This window comes from Pseudomonas sp. QS1027, from assembly GCF_002814235.1.
In the GTDB taxonomy this organism is placed as follows: domain Bacteria; phylum Pseudomonadota; class Gammaproteobacteria; order Pseudomonadales; family Pseudomonadaceae; genus Aquipseudomonas.
The window spans coordinates 78,871-98,075 of sequence record NZ_PHSU01000019.1; the positions used below are offsets into that span (position 1 = coordinate 78,871).

Consider the following 19,205-nt stretch of genomic DNA (forward strand, 5'->3'; position numbering starts at 1 on the left):
CTGTGGGTTGCGCAGCGCGCGGCCCGGTGCGGGAGATAGGCTATGTTGGAACAATCGAAGGCGGCCGCTAGCCTGCGCTTCAACGGTATCGGCAAGGAATTCCCCGGGGTACGGGCGCTGGCGCAGATCAGCTTCGAGGCCCGGCCCGGCAGCGTGCATGCGCTGATGGGCGAGAACGGCGCCGGCAAGTCGACCCTGTTGAAGATCCTCGGCGGGTTCTATACGCCCAACAGCGGCAACCTGCAGATTGGCGAGCAGGTCATGAGCTTCAAGTCGGCGGCCGACAGCATTGCCCATGGCGTCGCGGTGATCCACCAGGAGCTGCATCTGGTGCCGGAAATGACCGTGGCCGAAAACCTGCTGCTGGGGCACATGCCTTCGCGCCTGGGCATCGTCAATCGCCGGGCGATGGTGCGGCGCGCCCGCGAGCTGCTCAAGGGGCTGGCCGACGAGATTGATCCCAATGCGCGGTTGGGCAGCCTGTCCCTGGGCCAGCGGCAAATGATCGAGATCGCCAAGGCCATGTCGCGTAATGCCCATGTGATTGCCTTCGATGAGCCCACCAGCAGCCTGTCGGCGCGGGAGATCGAGCGGCTGATGGTGATCATTGCCCGGCTGCGGGATGAGGGGCGGGTGATTCTGTATGTCTCCCATCGCATGGAAGAGGTGTTCCGCATCTGCGATGCGGTGACGGTGTTCAAGGACGGACGTTTTGTCTGCACCTTCGAGGACATGCAGCAGCTGAGCATTGACCGGCTGGTAAGCAGCATGGTCGGGCGCGACATCAAGGATATCTACGACTACCGTCCTCGCCCGCAAGGCGGCCAGGCCTTGCGGGTCGAGGGCCTGCTCGGGCCCGGTGTGCTGGAGCCGGCGAGCTTCAGTGTGAACAAGGGCGAGATCCTCGGGCTGTTCGGCCTGGTCGGTGCCGGGCGCACCGAACTGTTGCGGTTGTTGGCCGGCCTGTCCCGCAGCAAGGCCGGGCGCCTGGTGCTGCATGAGCAGGCGGTGGCGTTCAAATCGCCACGCGATGCCATCGCGGCGGGTGTGCTGCTGTGTCCGGAGGATCGCAAGAAGGAAGGCATCGTGCCCCGTGCCAGTGTCGCGGAGAACATCAATATCAGCGCCCGCACTCATCACGCAGGCTTCGGCTGGCTGATCCGCGGTGCCTGGGAGCGGGACAATGCCCAAGCGCAAATCGCCGCGCTGAACATCCGTACGCCTTCGGCCAGCCAACCGATCCTCTACCTGTCCGGCGGTAACCAGCAGAAGGCGATTCTGGGCCGCTGGCTGTCGATGCCGATGAAAGTGCTGCTGCTCGATGAGCCGACTCGCGGCATCGACATCGGTGCCAAGGCCGAGATCTACAAGATCATCTACAACCTCGCCGAGCAGGGGATCGCGGTGATCGTGGTGTCCAGCGACCTGATGGAGGTCATGGGCATTTCCGATCGCATCCTGGTCATGAGCGAAGGCGCGATTACCGGTGAACGGTTACGCAGCGAAGCCGACGAAGCCAGTTTGTTGCAACTGGCGCTCCCGCGTTCGCGGGACTGAAAACCTATTGAGGTGTCTATGTCACAGGTCAAAAATACACACGCATTCTGGCTCGGCTTCAATCAGCGCAAGTTCTTCGACGATTGGGTCATGCTGCTCGCGGCCATCGGGATCTTTGTGCTCTGCGCGCTGTTTATCGATAACTTCATGTCCTCCCTGAACATGCGCGGCCTGGGCCTGGCGATTTCCACCACGGGGATTGCCGCCTGCACCATGTTGTTCTGCCTGGCCTCGGGGCACTTCGACCTCTCGGTCGGCTCGGTGATCGCCTGTGCGGGAGTGGTGGCCGGTATTGTCATTCGTGATACCGACAGCGTGTTTTTCGGGGTCTCGGCGGCACTGGCCATGGGGCTGTGCGTGGGCCTGATCAACGGTATCGTGATCGCCAAGCTGCGGGTCAACGCGCTGATCACCACCCTGGCAACCATGCAGATCGTGCGCGGGCTGGCCTATATCTTCTCCAACGGCAAGGCCGTCGGGGTGATGAACGAAGGCTTCTTCGTCTTCGGCAACGGCCAGCTGTTCGGCGTGCCGGTGCCGATCCTGATCACCGTGCTGTGCTTCGTGTTCTTCGGCTGGCTGCTCAACTACACCACCTATGGCCGCAACACCATGGCCATCGGCGGCAACCCGGAAGCGGCGCTGCTGGCCGGGGTGAATGTGGACCGGACCAAGATCATCATCTTCGCCGTGCATGGGCTGATCGGCGCGCTGGCCGGGGTGATCCTGGCTTCGCGCATGACCTCGGGCCAGCCGATGATCGGCCAGGGTTTCGAGCTGACAGTGATTTCCGCCTGTGTGCTCGGCGGGGTTTCCCTGAGCGGCGGGATCGGGCTGATCCGCCATGTGATTGCTGGCGTGCTGATTCTGGCGATCATCGAGAACGCGATGAACCTGAAGAATATCGACACCTTTTACCAATATGTCATTCGCGGTTCGATTCTTCTCGGGGCGGTGATCATCGACCGTCTCAAGCAACGCTGAGGGCGCGCCGATGAACAGTACGCCAGTGCTGGAGTTGACCTGCCGGGAAAGTCTCTTCGGTCATCTGGATGACGGTACGCCGGTGCACAAGTATGTGCTGGGCAACCGTCACGGCATGCAGGCCAGTGTGCTGACCTACGGCGGTATTCTCCAGGCGCTGCTGGTGGCGGACAGAAACGGGCATTACGAGGATGTGGTGCTGGGCTTCGACGATCTCGCGGGCTACCAGCGGCATCACCGGTTGTACCTGGGCGCGTTGATCGGGCGTTATGCCAATCGGCTGGCGGGAGGCCGGTTCGAGTTGTCGGGGCGGCTTTATCAGGTACCGCTCAATGACGGCGCCAATGCCTTGCATGGCGGTCCTGACGGTTTCGACAAGAAGGTCTGGGAGGCGCAGCCCGTCCAGGGCAGCGATTGGGTCGGGGTGAGGCTCAGTTGCCTGTCCGCCGACGGCGAGATGGGTTTTCCCGGTAACCTGCGGACCGAGGTCATCTACAGCCTCGACAATGACAACCAGTTGCGTGTCGAGTATCAGGCGGTCAGCGATGCACCGACGGCGGTCAACCTGACCCAGCATGCCTACTTCAACCTGGCCGGTGCGGGTAACGGCGATATCCTTTCGCAGGTGGCGACGCTGCACGCCAGCCATTACCTGCCGGTGACGGAGCAACTGATACCCAGCGGTGAGATAGCACCTGTGGCCGGTACGCCGATGGACTTTCGCCAGGCCACGCCGATTGGCCGGCACATCACCGATGAGCATCCGCAATTGCGCATCAGCGGTGCCGCGCAGCAGGGCTTCAATCATCACTGGATGCTGGATGCCGAGGGTGATTTGAGCCGATTGGCCGTCGAGATCCACGATCCGAAAAGCGGTCGCAGATTGCAGTTGCACACCACCGAGCCGGGGGTGCAGTTCTATACCAGCAATGCCTTCGACGGCAGCGCTCAGGGCAAGGCGGGCAAGCCTTATCCGCGTTGGGCCGGTTTTGCCCTGGAGGCCCAGAACTGTCCCGATGGCATCAACCAACCCGGTTTTCCGCGGGCCTGGATCGAGGCGGGGGAGGTCTATCGGCAGACCACCTTGATCCGCTTCTCGGCGCAGTGAGCTGAAGGCCTGAAAAGTGACATGCAGGCGGGCAAGTGAACGGCCATAATGGCCTTCGTTTTCGTAGACCCTTTCATAAGGCCGCATATGCTGGACGACACCCTGAAAAACGCCAAGGACTCCGCACCCACCGGCACCCAGACGCTGCTCCGGGGCTTGGGCGTGGTGCAGGCGGTGGCCAACGGCGCCCGCGATCTCAAGGAGATTGCCCGGCTGATTGGGACCACGCGCAGCACCACCCATCGCCTGGCCAGTTGCCTGGTGGACGAGCGTTATCTGCGGGTGGTGCCGCAAGTTGGCTATCTGTTGGGGCCGAAGCTGATCGAACTGGGTTTCCAGGCCCGCGAAGCCCTGCCACTGGTGACCCTGGCCACGCCGTTCCTGGATGAGTTGTCGGCGCTGACCGGCGACACCATCCACCTGGCCATCCGTGAAGACGATGACGTGCTGTACCTGCACAAGAATCCGGGGCGCAATGGTCCGGAAATGCGTTCGCGGGTCGGCCATCGCATGCCGCTGGCGCGAACCGGGATCGGCAAGGCGCTGATGCTCGATTGTTCTCCGCAGGAATGGCAGCGCCTGTATCAGGTCAGCCTGCCGGTGGGCGGCAAGAACGCCCTGTGGCCCCAGCATGTGGAACAGACCTGGGAGCAGTTCCGCGCGCGCATGCAGGAGTATGTGGCAGGGGGGTATGCCTTCGACCTGGAAGACAATGAACCGTCGATCCGTTGCGTGGCCGCGCCCATACGCGATGCCAGCCGGAAAATCATTGCCGGCATCAGTATCGCCAGTACGGTGCCCTATATGCCGCTGGAGAAAATGGCCGAGTTGATTCCGCAGATCAAAAGCGCTGCCGCACGGATTTCCGCGGAGTTGGGCGCCAAGTCCTGAGTCGTCCGTGCCCGTCTTGCAGAAGTCGCCTATGACGGGCCTCAAGCGGATCTTCAGTACGATAAAAGCTTTCACACCACGAAGCGATTCACCAACTGATTGAGATTGACCGCCAGTTTTGACATCTCATTGCAGGCACTGGCCGTTTGGCTGGCGCCTGCGGAACTCTGTGCGGCAAGCTCGCGGATACTGACCAGGTTACGATCGACCTCGCGGGCAACGTGGGCCTGCTCTTCAGAAGCGGTCGCGATCAACAGGTTACGTTCATTGATCTGAACCATGGCGCTGGCGATCTGATCCAGGGAGCTGCTCGCTTCCTGAGCCACGCCAAGGGATTCGCTCGCCAATTCCTTGCTGGTATTCATGGCTTCCACGGCGTGCTCCGAATCGCTCTGGATCGCCGCGATCATCTGCTCGATCTCCTGGGTCGATTGCTGGGTTCGGTGGGCCAAAGCCCTGACCTCGTCGGCAACCACCGCAAAACCACGTCCCTGTTCACCGGCTCGTGCTGCTTCAATAGCGGCGTTCAACGCCAGGAGGTTGGTCTGTTCGGCGATTGCCCGAATCACTTCGACGACTTTATTGATGCCCTGGGCCTGATTCGACAGACCTTGAATCTGCTCACTGGTGTTTTCAACATTGCCGCTCAGCTTCTGAATGGATTTCAATGTCTGCGCCACTCGCTTCAGGCCAACCTCGGTAAAGCCCTGGGTGCGCCTGGACTCTTCGGAAGCGGACTCTGCGTTACGCGCGACCTCATCAACCGCGGCACTCATCTCGGTGACGGCCGTAGCGGCTTGATTGACTTCGTCGTTCTGTGAAACCAGGCCTCGACTGGACTCCTCGGTGACCGCTGTCATCTCCTCGGCGGCCGAGGCCAGTTGCGTGGATGACTCGGAGATCTGCACGATGGTGTTGCGAAGGTTTTCCTGCATCTGAGCAAGGGCTTTTAACAGCCGTCCGGCTTCATCGGTTCCGCTCACCCGTACTTCCTTTGAGAGGTCACTACCGGCGATACGCTCGGCGACGGACAAGGCATCGCTGATAGGCGACGTGATGCTTCGGGTCAGGACTATGGCCAACCCAACGGTCAGAATCACTACACCTGCAATCAGACCGACAACGAGCCAAAGCCCTGTGGAGTAGAGATTGGCTGCATTTCTCCCCGCCAGTGCCGCGCCCTCGTTATTGATGTCGGTCAGGTCTTTGATCTGCCCCTCCATCAAGGTGGTGATAGGCCGGATGCTTGTCACATTCAGGCTGGCTATCGCGGGCAAGTCAGCGCGTTTCATGAGCGGTTCGAGACTATCCAACTGCCTGGAGTACGCCTCGGCGGATGCCTTTACCTTCAGATAAAGCGCGCGCTCCTGGTCGCTCGCAACGAGAGGCTCATAATTGGCCACCGCCTCCATGAAAGCCTTTCGGAAGCCCGGGAAGGCTTCAGCGGTCTTTTGAAGAGCTTCGGGGTCAGCAATGCTGCGCTGGACTTCAAGTCTCAGGCGCATCACCCCTAGACTCATCAATGCCGTTTGTCGGACGCTGGGCATCCAATTGGCTTCGACATCTTTTTCCGAGTCCCGCAGACCGCCCATCTGCACCACCGCGACTGCGCCGAGGATAAAAACCAAGGCGATGATCAAGGCGAAAAACAGCGCCGAGCGCGGGGCTACATTGAGATTTCTAAGGTGCATACGGGCTTCCTCGTTTCCAGGAAAATGCTTGACCTGTCCAAGAGGCTAGTCCAGGTGGGGGCTGCTGGGGCGAGGAAGTCGGAAATAACCGAGGTATGCGTCAGTGCTCAATGGGCAGTCGCCAGTGCGCACTGCTGCCGCGCGTGGGTCAGCAGCAGTGCGATCATCACAATCAAGAGGTCAAACGCACCGCACCTTGGGCGGTATTGACCGGTTGCAGCTTGAAGACATGGAACAGCACCGTCAGCAGCACCAGGAACGCGGGTCCGATGTAAAGCGCTACGCGGGTATCCGGGAAGTAGGCCATCAGCCCGACCACCAGCACCAGGAACGCCAACGCCAGATAGGAACTGACCGGGTACAACCACATGCGGTATTTCAGGCCGGCACGTTCCGCTGCGCTCAGGCCTTTGCGAAACCTGAGCTGGGCCAGCAGGATCATGACCCAGGTCCAGATCGCACCAAAGGTGGCAATCGAGGTGACCCAGACAAACACCTTTTCCGGCACCAGGTAGTTCAGCAGCACGCCCAGCAACAACGCGGCGATGGACAACAGCAGTGCATTGCGCGGCACACCGTTGCTGGCGGTCCTGGCGAAAACCTTCGGCGCCTGGCCGTTCTGTGCCAGGCTGTAGAGCATGCGCCCGGTGCTGAAGATACCGCCGTTGCAGGACGACAACGCGGCGGTGATCACCACGAAGTTGATGACGCCGGCGGCGGTCTTGATGCCAAGCCGTTCGAAGGTCATGACAAAGGGGCTGCCCTGGGTACCGATCTCGCCCCAGGGGTAGATCGACAGGATGACAAACAAGGCCCCGACGTAGAACAGCAGGATGCGCCAGAACACCGAGCCGATCGCCTGGGGAATGGTTTTCTCCGGGTTGCGTGCTTCTCCGGCGGTCAGGCCGATCATTTCCACGCCCAGGTAGGCGAACATCACCATTTGCAGCGACATCAGCACGCCGGTGATGCCATTCGGCATGAAGCCGCCATGGTTCCACAGGTTGGAAATGCCCAGCGCCACGCCATTGTTACCGAAACCAAAAGCGATCACACCGATCCCGCCCACCACCATCGCGATGATGGTGACGATCTTGATCAGGGCGAACCAGAACTCGAATTCACCGAAGGCTTTCACCGCGATCAGGTTGACCGTGCCCATGCTGACCAGGGCGGCGAGGGCCCAGGTCCAGCGCGGCACATCGGGGAACCAGACGCCCATGTACACCGCCACCGCGGTGATTTCCGCCACGCAGGTCACCAGCCACAGGAACCAGTAGTTCCAGCCGGTCAGAAATCCCGCCAGCGGGCCCAGGTAATCTTGTGCATAACGGCTGAACGAGCCGGCGACGGGGTTGTGCACCGCCATTTCGCCCAGGGCGCGCATGATCACCAGAATCGCCAGACCGCCGATGATGTAGGACAGCATGATGGCCGGACCGGCCATTTGAATGGCCTTGGCCGAACCGAGGAACAGTCCGACACCGATACAGGCGCCAAGGGCCATCAAACGAATATGTCGTTCGCCCAGTTCACGTTTGAGCGGTCCGCCTTGGGCAGTCCCCCCGTTGGGCAGATGGTTGTCTGCGCGCATAGAAATACAACCTCATCTTGTTATTGGATATGAGCCACCGAGCGTTGGAAGTACCGACGGATAGCCCGTACTCGCTCAACCGGGTCGACCTTGTGGGGCGACCGGTCTTGCAGGGCAAAGCCTGCGAGATCAGCGGGACGCGCAGTATAAAAAGCGGACTACAGGCTTTTTCACTGTATAAGTGGTTGATTTAAGAGATAAGTATCGGAAAGTTGTACTTGGATGGAGATGCTTTAGCGGGTGTTATACGCTTTATCAAGTAAGACGTGATGCCGATTATTGCGGGATGATTCTGCTGCGTCACGATCCCAGCCGTTTCGGCTGGGTCTGTTTTTACGTGCGATCAGGCCAGTCGGTCAGCCAGCGCCAGGGCCTCTCCGGTGGTGGTCTGGCGAGAGGCCAAATCGACGTCAGGCCCGAGAATGGTTTTCTCTACATAGAGCGAATGCACGTCGGTCACACCAATAAAGCCCAACCAGGCTTCCATATAAGGTTTCTGGAAGTCCATCGGTTGCGTGGCCGGTTCGGAAAAGTCCATGCCTCGTGCGTACACGTTCACGGCGGTCTTGTTGTGCAGCAAACCCCGCAGGCCGTGTTCCGGGCTGAATTCAAACAGCACGTCTTTCTGCGAGACCACGTCGATAAAGTGCTTGAGCTTGTAGGGCACGGCGAAGTTCCACAGCGGAACGGAGAACACCAGTACATCAGCCTGATGCAAGTGAGCCGCAAGATCTTTCAGGACTGTCCAGGCGGCCTCCTGTTCCCCGGTCAATGGGGTGCCGCTCAGGCCGGCGTATTTGGCGTCCATCACTGGCCCGTCAAATTCCGGCAGGTCCAGGTTCCACAGGTCCAGGGTGACGACCTCGGTCTCTGGTGCGTTGCGCTGATAGCGGGCAATGAACTGGCGGGCGATTTCCAGGGAGGCGGAGCGCTGTTTGCGTGGGGAGCATTCGATGTGCAGAAGGACGGTCATGGCGGGCCTCAGGAAAGGGGAAAGAAGACCCAAGCATTGCAACATAGCGCTGCTTGAAATATAAATCGTGTTTTATGGCCTGATTGATCACGTATCAGCATATGTTCGATGCCTTGTTGCTCAAGACCTTCGTTGCAGTGGTGGATGAAGGCGGCTTCAGTCGCGCCGCGGCCCGTCTGCACCTGACCCAGTCGGCCGTCAGCGGCCATTTGCGGCGCCTGGAAGAGCAGGTGGGCAAACCGCTGCTTACCCGCACCACCCGCTCCCAACAACTGACGGCCGATGGCGAACGGCTGATGGCCTATGCCCGGGGCATTCTGGCGCTCAATCGGGATGCCTGGGCCGAGTTGACCCGTTCGGCGTTTCAAGGGAGTTTGCGTATCGGTGTCTCGGAAGAGTTTGCCGAGGCCCGTCTGCTGCGTGAGTTGCAGGCCTTCGCCGCCGACTATCCGGGCATGCAGCTCAACGTGCAGGTCAGCATTCCCGGCTCGTTGCTGACCCTGATGAAGCAGGGCGAACTGGATGTGGTGGTCGGTTCGTTGTGTGAGTCCAGCGAGCCCGGCCTGGCGCTATGGCAGGAACCCTTGGTCTGGGCCTGGTCGGCACAACCCCTCGGCATCTTGCCGACACCCTTGCCCCTGGCGCTGTTCCCGGAACCTTGTCCTTACCGGGAGGCGCTGGCCCAGGCCGGAATCCCCCAGCGCACGGCCATGCTGTGTACCAGCTATGCCGCGTTGCAGGCCGCGGCCCTGGCCGGCTTTGCCATCGCGCCGATGACCCGCAGCCAGGTGTCCCAGGGGTTGACGGTCCTCGGCGCCGAACATGGCTTGCCGCCGCTGCCCGATGCCGAGTTCCGTTTATTCAGCGCCCCGGAGGCGGATCCGCTGATTATCGAGGCCATTACCCGGGTGATCGTCCGCTACGGTGCCACCCGTCGTCACTGAATGACCGGATCAGCGCAACCAGTTGGTCCGCGCCAATTCGATCACCTCATCACCGCGTCCGCTCATTACCGCCTTGAGCATATACAGGCTGAAACCCTTGGCCTGTTCCAGCTTGATGCTCGGCGGCATGACCAGTTCCTGGGTGGCGGTGACCACGTCCACCAGCACCGGGCCGTCATGGGCCAGGGCACGGCGCAGGGCCGGTTCCAGGTCTTCGGATTGCTCGACACGAATACCGAGGATGCCCATGGCGTTGGACATGGCGGCGAAGTCCGGGTTTTTCAGCTCGGTGCCGGTGTCCAGGTAGCCGGAGGCTTTCATCTCCATGGCAACGAAGCCCAGGGAGGCGTTGTCGTAGACGATGACTTTCACCGGCAGCTTCAACTGCGCCAGGGAAATGAAGTCGCCCATCAGCATGCTGAAACCGCCATCGCCGGACAGGGAAATCACCTGGCGCCCGGGAAAGGCCGCCTGCGCACCGATGGCCTGGGGCATGGCGTTGGCCATGGAGCCGTGATTGAACGAACCGATCAGTCGGCGTTTGCCATTCATCTTCAGGTAGCGCGCGGCCCAGACGGTGGGCGAGCCGACGTCGGCGGTGAAGATCGCATCGTCGTCGGCCAGTTCACTGAGCAGGCGGGTGACGTATTGCGGGTGAATCGGCCGGCCAGCCTTCGAGGGTTGTGCCAGGTCGTCGAGGCCCTGGCGTGCTTTCTCGTAATGCTTGAGGGAGGTTTCGAGAAAGCTGCGGTCGGTCTTGCGGGTCAGGCGTGGCAACAGGGCCTGGATGGTTTCGCTGACGTCAGCGGCGATCCCCAGGTCCAGTGTGACACGCCGGCCCAACGCCTGCGGATTACGGTCGACCTGGATGATCTTCGCGTCGGTGGGGTAGAACTGCCGATACGGGAAGTCGGTGCCGAGCATGATCAGCGTGTCGCAGTTGAGCATTGCGTGGTAACCGGAACTGAAGCCGATCAGGCCGGTCATGCCGACATCGAAGGGGTTGTCCCACTCCACATGCTCCTTGCCCCGCAGGGCGTGGACCACGGGCGCACCGAGGGCGTCGGCCAGGGCCAGGACGTCGTCGTGGGCGCCGGCACAGCCGCTGCCGCACAGCAGGGTCACGGATTTACTGTGTTCGAGGATATCGGTCAGGCGTTGCAGGTCCTGTTCCGCCGGCAAGGTGCGCGGCGCCAGCAGCGCCGGCCATGGCTTGAAGCTGTCTTCCACTTCCAGCAGTGACACATCCCCCGGAATCACCACCACCGCGACGCCACGGTTGAGGATCGCCGAACGCATGGCGCGGTGCAGCACCTGGGGCATCTGCGCGGGATTGGTCACCAGCTCGATAAAGTGGCTGCATTCCTTGAACAGTTCCTGGGGATGGGTTTCCTGGAAGTAGTTCAGGCCAATTTCGGAGGAGGGGATCTGGGCGGCGATGGCCAGGACCGGCACATGGTTGCGATGGCAGTCGAACAGGCCATTGATCAAGTGCAGGTTGCCCGGTCCGCAGCTGCCGGCACACACCGTCAGTTCGCCGGTGGCCGCGGCTTCGGCGCCGGCGGCGAAGGCCGCGACCTCTTCGTGGCGCACATGCATCCACTCGATACTGTCCATGGTACGCAGGGCGTCGGTCAGGCCGTTGAGACTGTCGCCGGTCAGGCCCCAGATGCGTTTGATGCCCGCCTGCTCAAGGGTGGTCGCCAATTGCTGGGCCAGGGTGATTTTCGCCATGAAGAACTCCAGTCGTCAGTGAGGGTAAAAAGTTGCCGATCACTAGAGGACAGTTCCATGGCGGGGAATGCTCCCCCCTGAATGTGAAGAATTACTTATGGGAAGGCGCTGCGTCAGTCCCAGCGAAGGCCAGGGACTGACGCCTTCACGGGCGGGTTTTACCAATCGACCGCGTAACTCACGCTCAAGGTCCGGCCTTCGGCATTCGGATAAGGCGCACGGGCGTTGGCCTGGGCGAACATGTTCTGGTAGTTGCGGTTGGCCAGGTTGTAGACGCCGCCCTCCAGGCGACCCACCGGCAACGCCACCGAGCCCAGCAGGTCGAACAGCGTGTAGCCCTTGATGTCGCGACCGTTGTTGTCGTTGAAGGCCGCGTCATAGTCCGACAGGCGCATGCCTTGCAGACGCAGGTTGTAGTCGCCGTGCTCATAACCGACGAAGGCGGTGGTCTTGGCCGGGGAAATGCGTGTGGCCGGCAGGTCGATCCATTTGCCGTTCTGATCGGTCTCGCCCTTGGCGTAAGCGTAGGTGCCGCCCACCGACCATTGATCCGTGACGTTGTAGCTCAGGCTGGTTTCCACGCCGCGCACGCGTTCCTTCTGGTTGATCAGGCGCAGTACGCGGTTGTTGGCGTCATAGAACTGGGTGACATCCGAGGTGTTTTCGTACGCCGTGACGCTGGCCTGCCATTTGTCCCAGTTGCCACGCCAGCCCAGTTCATAGCTGTTGACCTTGATGGCCTGGGCGTTGAGGTCATGGATGTTGTAGGTACTGCTGACGTCACGCAGGAAACGCTGGATATCCGGCAGGGAAAAGCCCTGGCTGAAGTTGACGAACACGTCCTGGTTTTCGTTCAGGTGATAGACCGCGCCGAGGTTGTACAGGGTGTCGTTGTAATTCAGGGTGCCGCCGGGCAGCGTCGCACGATTGCCGGTCTGGACGATTTCGCCATAGGCGATGCTGTCGGCGATCTCGCTTTCGATCCATTCGCGACGCACGCCGCCACGCAGGGTCCAGTCGCCGACGTCGTAGGACAGCTGGCCGAAAATGGCCTTGGTGGCGGTCACGGTGTCCGGGCCCATTTCAAAGGTGGTGCCGGTCTTGGTGTAGGTCAGCCCATTGACGGTGTACTGATCGCCGCGCTGGCGCGAGGTTTCGTGATCGTAGTCGGCGCCCCAGACCAGTGTGCCGGTGGCCGGGCCGATATCCGGCATCTTGCTTTCGATCGCTGCCCGCAGGCCGTAGACATCCTGGATGCTGTTGTTGTCGGAAATTCCGGCCAGGCCCCGTGACAAGTCCGGGAAAAACAGTGCATCGGCGCGCCGCCAGTAGCTTTCGACCTGCAGACCCTGACCGTAGAAATCCTTGTCGGTGTAGTTGAGGTTGACCGCCTGGTTATGGGTGTACGGCTGGTCATCCAGCCTCAGGCCTTTTACCGCGACGGCTTGGCTGGTGATGCGCGGGTCCTTGGTGTAGTCGGTGTCCTGCTGGTCCTTGTAGTCCTGCAGCGACAGGCTGATCTTCTTGTCGGCATCCAGCGCGTAGCCGAAACGACCTTGCAGGTCGTAGGTGCTGGTGTCCATATTGCTGCCCTGGGACGTGTCCTGGGGAATGCGGTTGCCGTTGCCGTCGAACTGGTCGTTGCGCTGCACGGTGTTGGCCGACACGTACCAGTCCAGCGCGTCCTTGCGCCCGGTTGCGCTCTGGAAGGCGTCGTAGGAGAAGCCCTTGTTATTGAGGTTGTTGCCGGTGGTCATGCCGATCTTGCTGCTGAACGCCAGCTCTTCACCCTTGTTGCGCTTGGTGATGATGTTGATGATGCCGCCCGACGCGCCGGCGCCGTAGACGCTGCTGGCGCCGGAGACCACCTCGATGCGCTCGATGCTTTCCGGGGCGATGCTGTTGAGCTGGCGAAAGTTGTCCCGCGTTGCGTTCTGGGACACCCCGTCGATCAGGATCAGCGTGTTGCGCCCACGCAAGGTCTGGCCAAAGTTGCTCATGCCGCCGGTGGGAGGAGAAATGCCCGGCACCAGTTGGCCGAGGATATCCGCGACCCGCCGTCCGGCGCCGGTCTGCTGGCGGATCTGCTCTTCGTTGATCACCTGCACGGAACCTGGAATCGAGGCGATGCTGGTTTCGCTACGGGTGGCGGACACCACCATTTCCTGCAGTTGCAGGGTGCCGGGCGCTGCCTGGGCGGACTCGCTCTGATCGGCCCAGGCCGGCGCGCTCAGCGAGCCGATAAGGGGCAGCAGGATGGAAAGTTGTATTTTTTTCATGGCTCTTTCTTTGTTTGATTCGCAGAAGTGTGGGTCGATAAAACGCTGGTTTCCGGCGTTCGTGAAAATGATCGGATGGCGCGGATACCCAGCGCGGCAACGGCGTAGGTGAGGGCGACCAGCCAGAAGCTGTGGGCCACCCCGACGATCCCCATGCCGATGCCCCCCATCAAAACTCCGCACAACGCGCCGGCTTTGGCGGCGCTGTTGCCCAGGCCCAGGGCAAAGCCTTGCTGGCTGGGAGCAACGGTGTTGGCGATCAAGGTGTAGGCGACGGGCAGCAGCGCGCCTTGCCACACGCCCCACAGCAGTCGGCTGGCCAGGAAACCCATCCATTCGCTGGCCACGGCGGTAAAGGCCAGGGTCAAGGCACAGGCCCAGGCGACCCATTCGATGACACGCAAGGTGTGCGCGGGCTGATGGCGGTCGAACAGTCGACCCCACAGCGGTGCGGACAAGGCAAGAGTGGCGGCGCTGGCGGCATAACTGGCGCCGATCAGCCATCCGGGCGCATGCAGGACGTCTGCCACGTACAAGGCATAAAAAGGTTGCGGCATCATCTTGGCGGCCTGGATCAGCACGATGACCCCGAGCATGGCCCCCAGCCAACCCTTGGGCAGCGCCGCGTGCGCCGGTTTTTGCTTGGCCGGCACCCGTTGGGTGTCGCTGGGCAAAAACAGACTGATCGCCGCACACAACAGGCAAATCGCGGTGGCGCTGTAGCACAGCAATGCAAACCCCGAGACATCCATCAGCCAGCCGCCCAGCACCGGCCCTGCCAGCGAGCCGACCGCGGTGGCCGATTGCAAACGGGCGAGAATCTGCCCGCGTCCGCCGTCTCCGCAGCAGGCCAGTGCGTAGGCCTGGGCTGCGGCAATGAAGCCGGCCAGCGCACCTTGCACCACCCGGATGCCCACCAGCAGCCAAGGATCGAAGGTGATCGCGGCCAGCGCCTGGCAGACCGCCAGCGCCAGCAACGCGCGAATGATCATCGGCTTGTGCCCGGTCCGGTCGCCCAGCCGCCCCCACAGGGGCGTCAGGATCATCGCCGCCATCATCGGCCCGGCGTACACCAGCGAAGAGAGCAGGCCGGTGTACTGGGCATTGGCGGTGCCGAGCAGTTTCTGGATCTGCAAGGGCCAGAAGGGACCGCTCATTTCCATGGCCCCCATGGACACCAGCTGAATCCCGACCAGCAACCGCAGTGCCGTGTCGTTAGCTGCCATCGGCGTTGACGCTCAGCGGGTTGCGCAGACGTCCGACGATATCGGCGTGACTTTCAAGCAGGCGCATGCGCATGAACGACTTGGCGGGCCAGTCCTGTTCCAGCAGGGCCTGGCGCTCGGTCGCCCAGCGCTGCGGTTCGACCTGCTCGCGCAAGTCGTCGAAGCACTGGCTGACCTGGGTGGCCAGGTCATTCCAGAGCAGGGCCTGGGGAATGTCGAAGTGGCGGGCGCTGAGCAACACCAGTTCGCCCAGATGACACATGAAGACCGTATGCAGCAGCTTGTCGCGCACGAAGCCGGCGTCGTCATACAGGGTCATCTTCGGATCATGCAGTTCGATGTCCAGGCCCTGTGCGTGCAAGGTCTTGCGGTCGATGCGGATATCGCCGAAGTCACGCAGCAACAGGCGGCTCAACTGTCCGTCCGCGGCCATGATCATGAAGCTGTTCTGCTGGTGAGCCTCGAACGCGACGCCGTAGCGCAGGTACATGCCAAGCAGGGCAGGGACCGCAATCGACGCGTAGTCGTGGAAGAACGATTGCATGGCGGCGCTATCGTCCGTGCCCTTGGCCAGGCGTACCCACTGCCTCAACAGCGGTTGGCCGTGCTGGTCGATGGCAAACAGACTGCCGACCGGAATGGCCATTTCGCCCGGCTGCAACTGGCTCAGCGGGTTGTCCCGGTACAGCACGGCCAGGTGGCGGGAACGTTCGTCGTCTGCCGGTTGCGGCTTGAAATGCACGCCGAGACGTTCGGGAACGATGCCAAGAATGTTCCGGATCCCGGGTTCGCGGGCCAGGATGGTTTGCATCAAATGGCTGATGCGCGGGCCCATGCGCGCCGAACGTGGCGAGACGGTGCGCTGCACGCTGGTCAGGCGCAGTGACACCGGCAGCTTGACCATCGGCGCGTCACGGCGGCCTTCGGGCAATACGGTGCGGAACGACATGGTCGGGAGGGCGGTGAAGGCGACGATATCGGTCAGGACCAGCAGGCGGTCGCCGATTTCGTTGGCGAAGGTCTGCGGCAACTCCTGGCGTGCCTGCCAGGGATGGGCGGGCAGCGGCAGGTAGTCGCTGGCTTCAAGGCCCTGACGGGTCAATTCCGCGGTCAACTGCTGTGCGGCCTGGGGGAAGTGGGCTTGCCACCACTGCCAGTAATCCACTGTGCCGGCCAATGATTCGACATGGGCAAACTGGTGGTGCAAGGCGCAGAGCATCACCGGGAAACGGGCTTCGAATTCCGGTGAGAAATCGATGACCTGATCCGTGCTCAGGCCCAGTTTGGTCTTGTAGTTGGGGTGCCATGGATGGCCCAGCGTGCCCCACTGTTCAAGCAGGGAGGTGGGGTTGGCAACGCTCGGCTCATCCTTGAGCCAACCCAGCAGATTGTCGTCATGCACCGGGTCCATGGACTCATGCAACTGGAGTGTCCAGCGCTCGTGGAAGGCCAGGCACAGGGTGTCGTTGGCGAAACTGTCGTCGAGTTCTTCGTTGAGGCGGCGCAGCACCTCGGCGTCGGCAGGCGACTCGAGGCCATGGTTGAGCAGGGCCAGCAGTTCCGAGGGGAACTGGATCTTGTGCGGTGGATGATCATCGCCGTAGGCGGTGATATCGCCCCGCAGGTCCCAACTGCTCATGCGCCCGGGCAGCAGATGGTCGAAGCACAGGCGGGTTTGGTCGGCCAGTGTCAGCCAGCATCGAGGGTGCTCGTCGTATTCGAGCGCGCCGGCATCCAGCAGACCTTCGCGGAACAACGCCTGGATCAAACGCTGGAAACTGCGTTCGGCGGCGGGTGCGAGGGTGTTGACCAGAGCGTCGAGAGTGATGTGGTTGGCTTGGAAAAGAGGGGTGCCGAGCGCTTCGCTCCAGCGACTCAGCAGGGCCTGCGGTTTCTTGCTGTATCCATTTTTCAAGTCTGACTCCTTGTACTTGGCCTTGATTGAAAGCACGCGGAGGATAACGAGTTAAAACACTAAAACCAATGATAATCATTGCTATTTGTATCTTTGAATTTACATTGCCCCAGGAAATACGGCCATTTCCAGGAGGTCTTGAAACCGCTCTAGCCCTTGTATTTTAAGGCGCTGAAGGGTTTTTTGGTGGCATCTCGAACCCGCTCATTGGGAGGAATGTAAAGATCTCCTACACAAAACAAGGACTGTTCTTACGGTGGGTTTTGTGCTGACGTTCGGCTTCCTGGATGTCCAGCAGGCTGCCCAGGCGTCGGCGCAGACAAATGGTTTACCGGGTCGCACACCTGGCCACTTATGCTACAAATGACGCTTTATCCCGTTTAAGGGCCAGCAGCCTATGCGGTTATGTTTTTTCGATGGGCTGGACCGCGTCGAGATTGGCGACAGGGCCGGGTTTGCTCCTGACCCGTTCGATTCGAGGACGGGCAACCGGACCTACGACCAGCGCGCGGTGAAAATGGACCTGGGTGAGGCGTGGCAGGTGGAGCGTTTTGTTCGTCGATATTTCCAGGGGGCTGGAGAGATGCATCGTGTGCGCTCCCTGCTTTCCGGCCAGCTGGCGCATAACCACCGCTTACCCGACGCGGAAGTTCTGAGACAGTTTTCCCGCAACCTCCAGAGCGGGCATTTGTGCGCCTACGTTTATCCCTACGTCCCCATGGCGCGTACCCGGGTACCGGAGTCGGAAGCGGTGGCGCGGATGGCTACTCCAGCCGCAAGCCCCGCGGTTCGTCGTCCAGCGAAAAAGCCCAGTGTAGAAACGGATACCCCGGTACCTGTCTCGCCACCTCCCGCTCAATCCGAACAACAAAAAAACACCCAGGCTGTGCAAAATGACCAGGCGGCGACACTGGTGGCAGCCGCCAAGAGCGCAACGCCTTTCTGTGAAATATGTGAACGCAATAAAGCTGCGCGTCTGGCCGCGGGGGGGACAGAATGAATTCAACCGCGCTCGACTCGCTGATGACGCTGCTATGGCCAAACGCAGAAGACTCGCCAGGTGATGCTGTCTATTGCGTACTCGACGGGGCACGTGATCCCGAGATATTGAAATGGCTTCGACTCAGCGGGCTCCAGTTCTCGTGCCTGTATTCGGGCCCGCTGACAGCGAGTCTTGAGGCGGCGGCTCCTTACCTTGTCCAACTGACGCCCACGTCGCCTTCAACCCGGGAATTGCTGGCGCGAGGGTGGGGCCGTGCTTGGGGGATATTCATCTTTGCCCCGGCGGCATTGCCGATGCTCGCCATACGTTTACATCTGAAGAAATTCCTTCGCGTGCGAACCGAAGATAAAAAACTGCTGATGTTTCGGTATTACGATCCACGGGTTTTGTCGGTCTTCCTGCCCACTTGCACCGATGAAGAGTTCATGAAATTTCTCGGGCCATTGAACCGTCTGCTGGTCGAATCGGATGAAGGCGCGCGCTGGAACCTGTTCGATCTGGAGGATCGAACCCTGCGGATCGTGCCTGGTGCGCAATAAAGTCCGTGCATCAATCCCGATAACCCGGTGCCACACGTTCAAGCATCCGCAACAGCGCGGCCCAAGCCAATTGCAGGGCGTCCGGATCGTTCAGTTGGCCTTCATCCAGCGCTCGTTCGGGGTCGTTGAACTGGCGCTCGGTGTGTTCACAGACCGCAGCCGGCGGTAATACCAGCTCACCGGCGGCCTGCGCGGCCAATTGGATTTCGCAGGCTTTTTCCAGGTAGTACATGCGCAGGAACGCCTGGCTCACGGTCTCGCCGACCGTCAGCAAACCATGGTTGCGCAGCATCAGCACCGGCTTGTCGCCCAGGTCCTGGACCAGGCGTTGCTGTTCGCTCAGGTCCAGGGCCACGCCTTCATAATCGTGGTAGGCGACCCGTCCGTAGAACTCCATGGAAATCTGATTCACCGGCAACAAGCCACACTTCAACGCCGCGACCGCGCAACCGGATCGGGTGTGGGTGTGCAGCACGCAGCGGGCGTCTTCACGGGCGCCGTGAATGGCGCTGTGAATCACGAAGCCGGCGGGATTGACCGGATACGGCGACGGCTCCACGGCGCGGCCATCGAGGTCGATCTTGACCAGATTGGACGCGGTTATTTCCTCGAACATCAGCCCGTAGGGGTTGATCAGGAAGTGATGCTTCGGTCCGGGCAGGCGCACCGAAATATGGGTAAAGATCAGATCGGTCATGCGAAAGTGCGCAACCAGGCGATAACAGGCCGCCAGTTCTTCGCGCAAGGCGTGTTCCGTTGCATTCATC

At 61.2% G+C, this 19,205-nt stretch carries 15 protein-coding genes; 7 read left to right on the top strand and 8 right to left on the bottom strand.

Annotated elements, in window-relative coordinates:
- Positions 1-42 precede the first annotated feature (42 nt).
- The 4 genes from araG to CWE01_RS18155 all read left to right on the top strand — a co-directional run bounded on the left by araG (position 43) and on the right by CWE01_RS18155 (position 4,540).
- Positions 43-1,557, top strand: a complete 1,515-nt coding sequence (gene araG / locus CWE01_RS18140) for an L-arabinose ABC transporter ATP-binding protein AraG (protein ID WP_100941914.1) — start codon at positions 43-45, stop codon at positions 1,555-1,557.
- A gap of 18 nt (positions 1,558-1,575) precedes the next feature.
- Positions 1,576-2,541 (top strand): L-arabinose ABC transporter permease AraH, encoded by a 966-nt coding sequence (araH, locus tag CWE01_RS18145; protein WP_100941915.1) that lies wholly within the window; start codon positions 1,576-1,578, stop codon positions 2,539-2,541.
- A gap of 10 nt (positions 2,542-2,551) precedes the next feature.
- On the top strand, positions 2,552-3,649 hold the full coding sequence (locus tag CWE01_RS18150) for an aldose epimerase family protein (RefSeq protein WP_100941916.1): 1,098 nt from the start codon (positions 2,552-2,554) through the stop codon (positions 3,647-3,649).
- Between the two features lie 87 nt (positions 3,650-3,736).
- Positions 3,737-4,540 carry an IclR family transcriptional regulator gene (locus CWE01_RS18155; protein WP_100941917.1) on the top strand — a complete coding sequence of 268 codons (804 nt, stop codon included), beginning with the start codon at positions 3,737-3,739 and terminating at the stop codon, positions 4,538-4,540.
- A 71-nt stretch (positions 4,541-4,611) separates the two neighbouring features.
- Here the strand turns inward: CWE01_RS18155 and CWE01_RS18160 are convergent, their stop codons facing one another.
- The 3 genes from CWE01_RS18160 to CWE01_RS18170 form a co-directional block, all read right to left on the bottom strand.
- Entirely contained in the window at positions 4,612-6,231 is a 1,620-nt protein-coding gene (locus tag CWE01_RS18160) for a methyl-accepting chemotaxis protein (RefSeq protein WP_100941918.1), read from the bottom strand.
- 172 nt (positions 6,232-6,403) lie between these two features.
- Positions 6,404-7,825 carry an amino acid permease gene (locus tag CWE01_RS18165; protein ID WP_100941919.1) on the bottom strand — a complete coding sequence of 474 codons (1,422 nt, stop codon included), beginning with the start codon at positions 7,823-7,825 and terminating at the stop codon, positions 6,404-6,406.
- A 343-nt stretch (positions 7,826-8,168) separates the two neighbouring features.
- Entirely contained in the window at positions 8,169-8,798 is a 630-nt protein-coding gene (locus tag CWE01_RS18170; RefSeq protein WP_100941920.1) for an FMN-dependent NADH-azoreductase, read from the bottom strand.
- A gap of 101 nt (positions 8,799-8,899) precedes the next feature.
- On the opposite strand from CWE01_RS18170, the gene CWE01_RS18175 reads away from it, so the two are divergent.
- Positions 8,900-9,742, top strand: a complete 843-nt coding sequence (locus CWE01_RS18175; protein WP_100941921.1) for a LysR family transcriptional regulator — start codon at positions 8,900-8,902, stop codon at positions 9,740-9,742.
- Positions 9,743-9,751: 9 nt separating this feature from the next.
- Here the strand turns inward: CWE01_RS18175 and poxB are convergent, their stop codons facing one another.
- The 4 genes from poxB to CWE01_RS18195 form a co-directional block, all read right to left on the bottom strand.
- Positions 9,752-11,476, bottom strand: coding sequence for a ubiquinone-dependent pyruvate dehydrogenase (poxB, locus tag CWE01_RS18180; RefSeq protein WP_100941922.1), 1,725 nt, complete (start codon positions 11,474-11,476; stop codon positions 9,752-9,754).
- A 158-nt stretch (positions 11,477-11,634) separates the two neighbouring features.
- The gene (locus CWE01_RS18185; RefSeq protein ID WP_100941923.1) at positions 11,635-13,755 is read right to left on the bottom strand and encodes a TonB-dependent receptor; all 2,121 of its coding nucleotides are present in this window, start codon (positions 13,753-13,755) and stop codon (positions 11,635-11,637) included.
- Positions 13,752-14,981, bottom strand: a complete 1,230-nt coding sequence (locus tag CWE01_RS18190; protein WP_100941924.1) for an MFS transporter — start codon at positions 14,979-14,981, stop codon at positions 13,752-13,754. The genes CWE01_RS18185 and CWE01_RS18190 overlap by 4 nt, the downstream gene beginning before the upstream one ends.
- A complete protein-coding gene (locus CWE01_RS18195; RefSeq protein ID WP_100941925.1) occupies positions 14,971-16,896 on the bottom strand; it encodes an IucA/IucC family siderophore biosynthesis protein in 1,926 nt (641 codons plus the stop codon). The genes CWE01_RS18190 and CWE01_RS18195 overlap by 11 nt, the downstream gene beginning before the upstream one ends.
- Positions 16,897-17,293: 397 nt before the next feature.
- On the opposite strand from CWE01_RS18195, the gene CWE01_RS18200 reads away from it, so the two are divergent.
- Both CWE01_RS18200 and CWE01_RS18205 read left to right on the top strand, forming a co-directional pair.
- Positions 17,294-17,896, top strand: coding sequence for a hypothetical protein (locus CWE01_RS18200; RefSeq protein ID WP_100941926.1), 603 nt, complete (start codon positions 17,294-17,296; stop codon positions 17,894-17,896).
- The gene (locus CWE01_RS18205; RefSeq protein ID WP_100941927.1) at positions 17,893-18,438 is read left to right on the top strand and encodes a DUF4123 domain-containing protein; all 546 of its coding nucleotides are present in this window, start codon (positions 17,893-17,895) and stop codon (positions 18,436-18,438) included. The genes CWE01_RS18200 and CWE01_RS18205 overlap by 4 nt, the downstream gene beginning before the upstream one ends.
- A 10-nt stretch (positions 18,439-18,448) precedes the next feature.
- On the opposite strand, the gene CWE01_RS18210 is transcribed toward CWE01_RS18205, so the two are convergent.
- The gene (locus tag CWE01_RS18210; RefSeq protein WP_100941928.1) at positions 18,449-19,204 is read right to left on the bottom strand and encodes a class II aldolase/adducin family protein; all 756 of its coding nucleotides are present in this window, start codon (positions 19,202-19,204) and stop codon (positions 18,449-18,451) included.
- Position 19,205 lies beyond the last annotated feature (1 nt).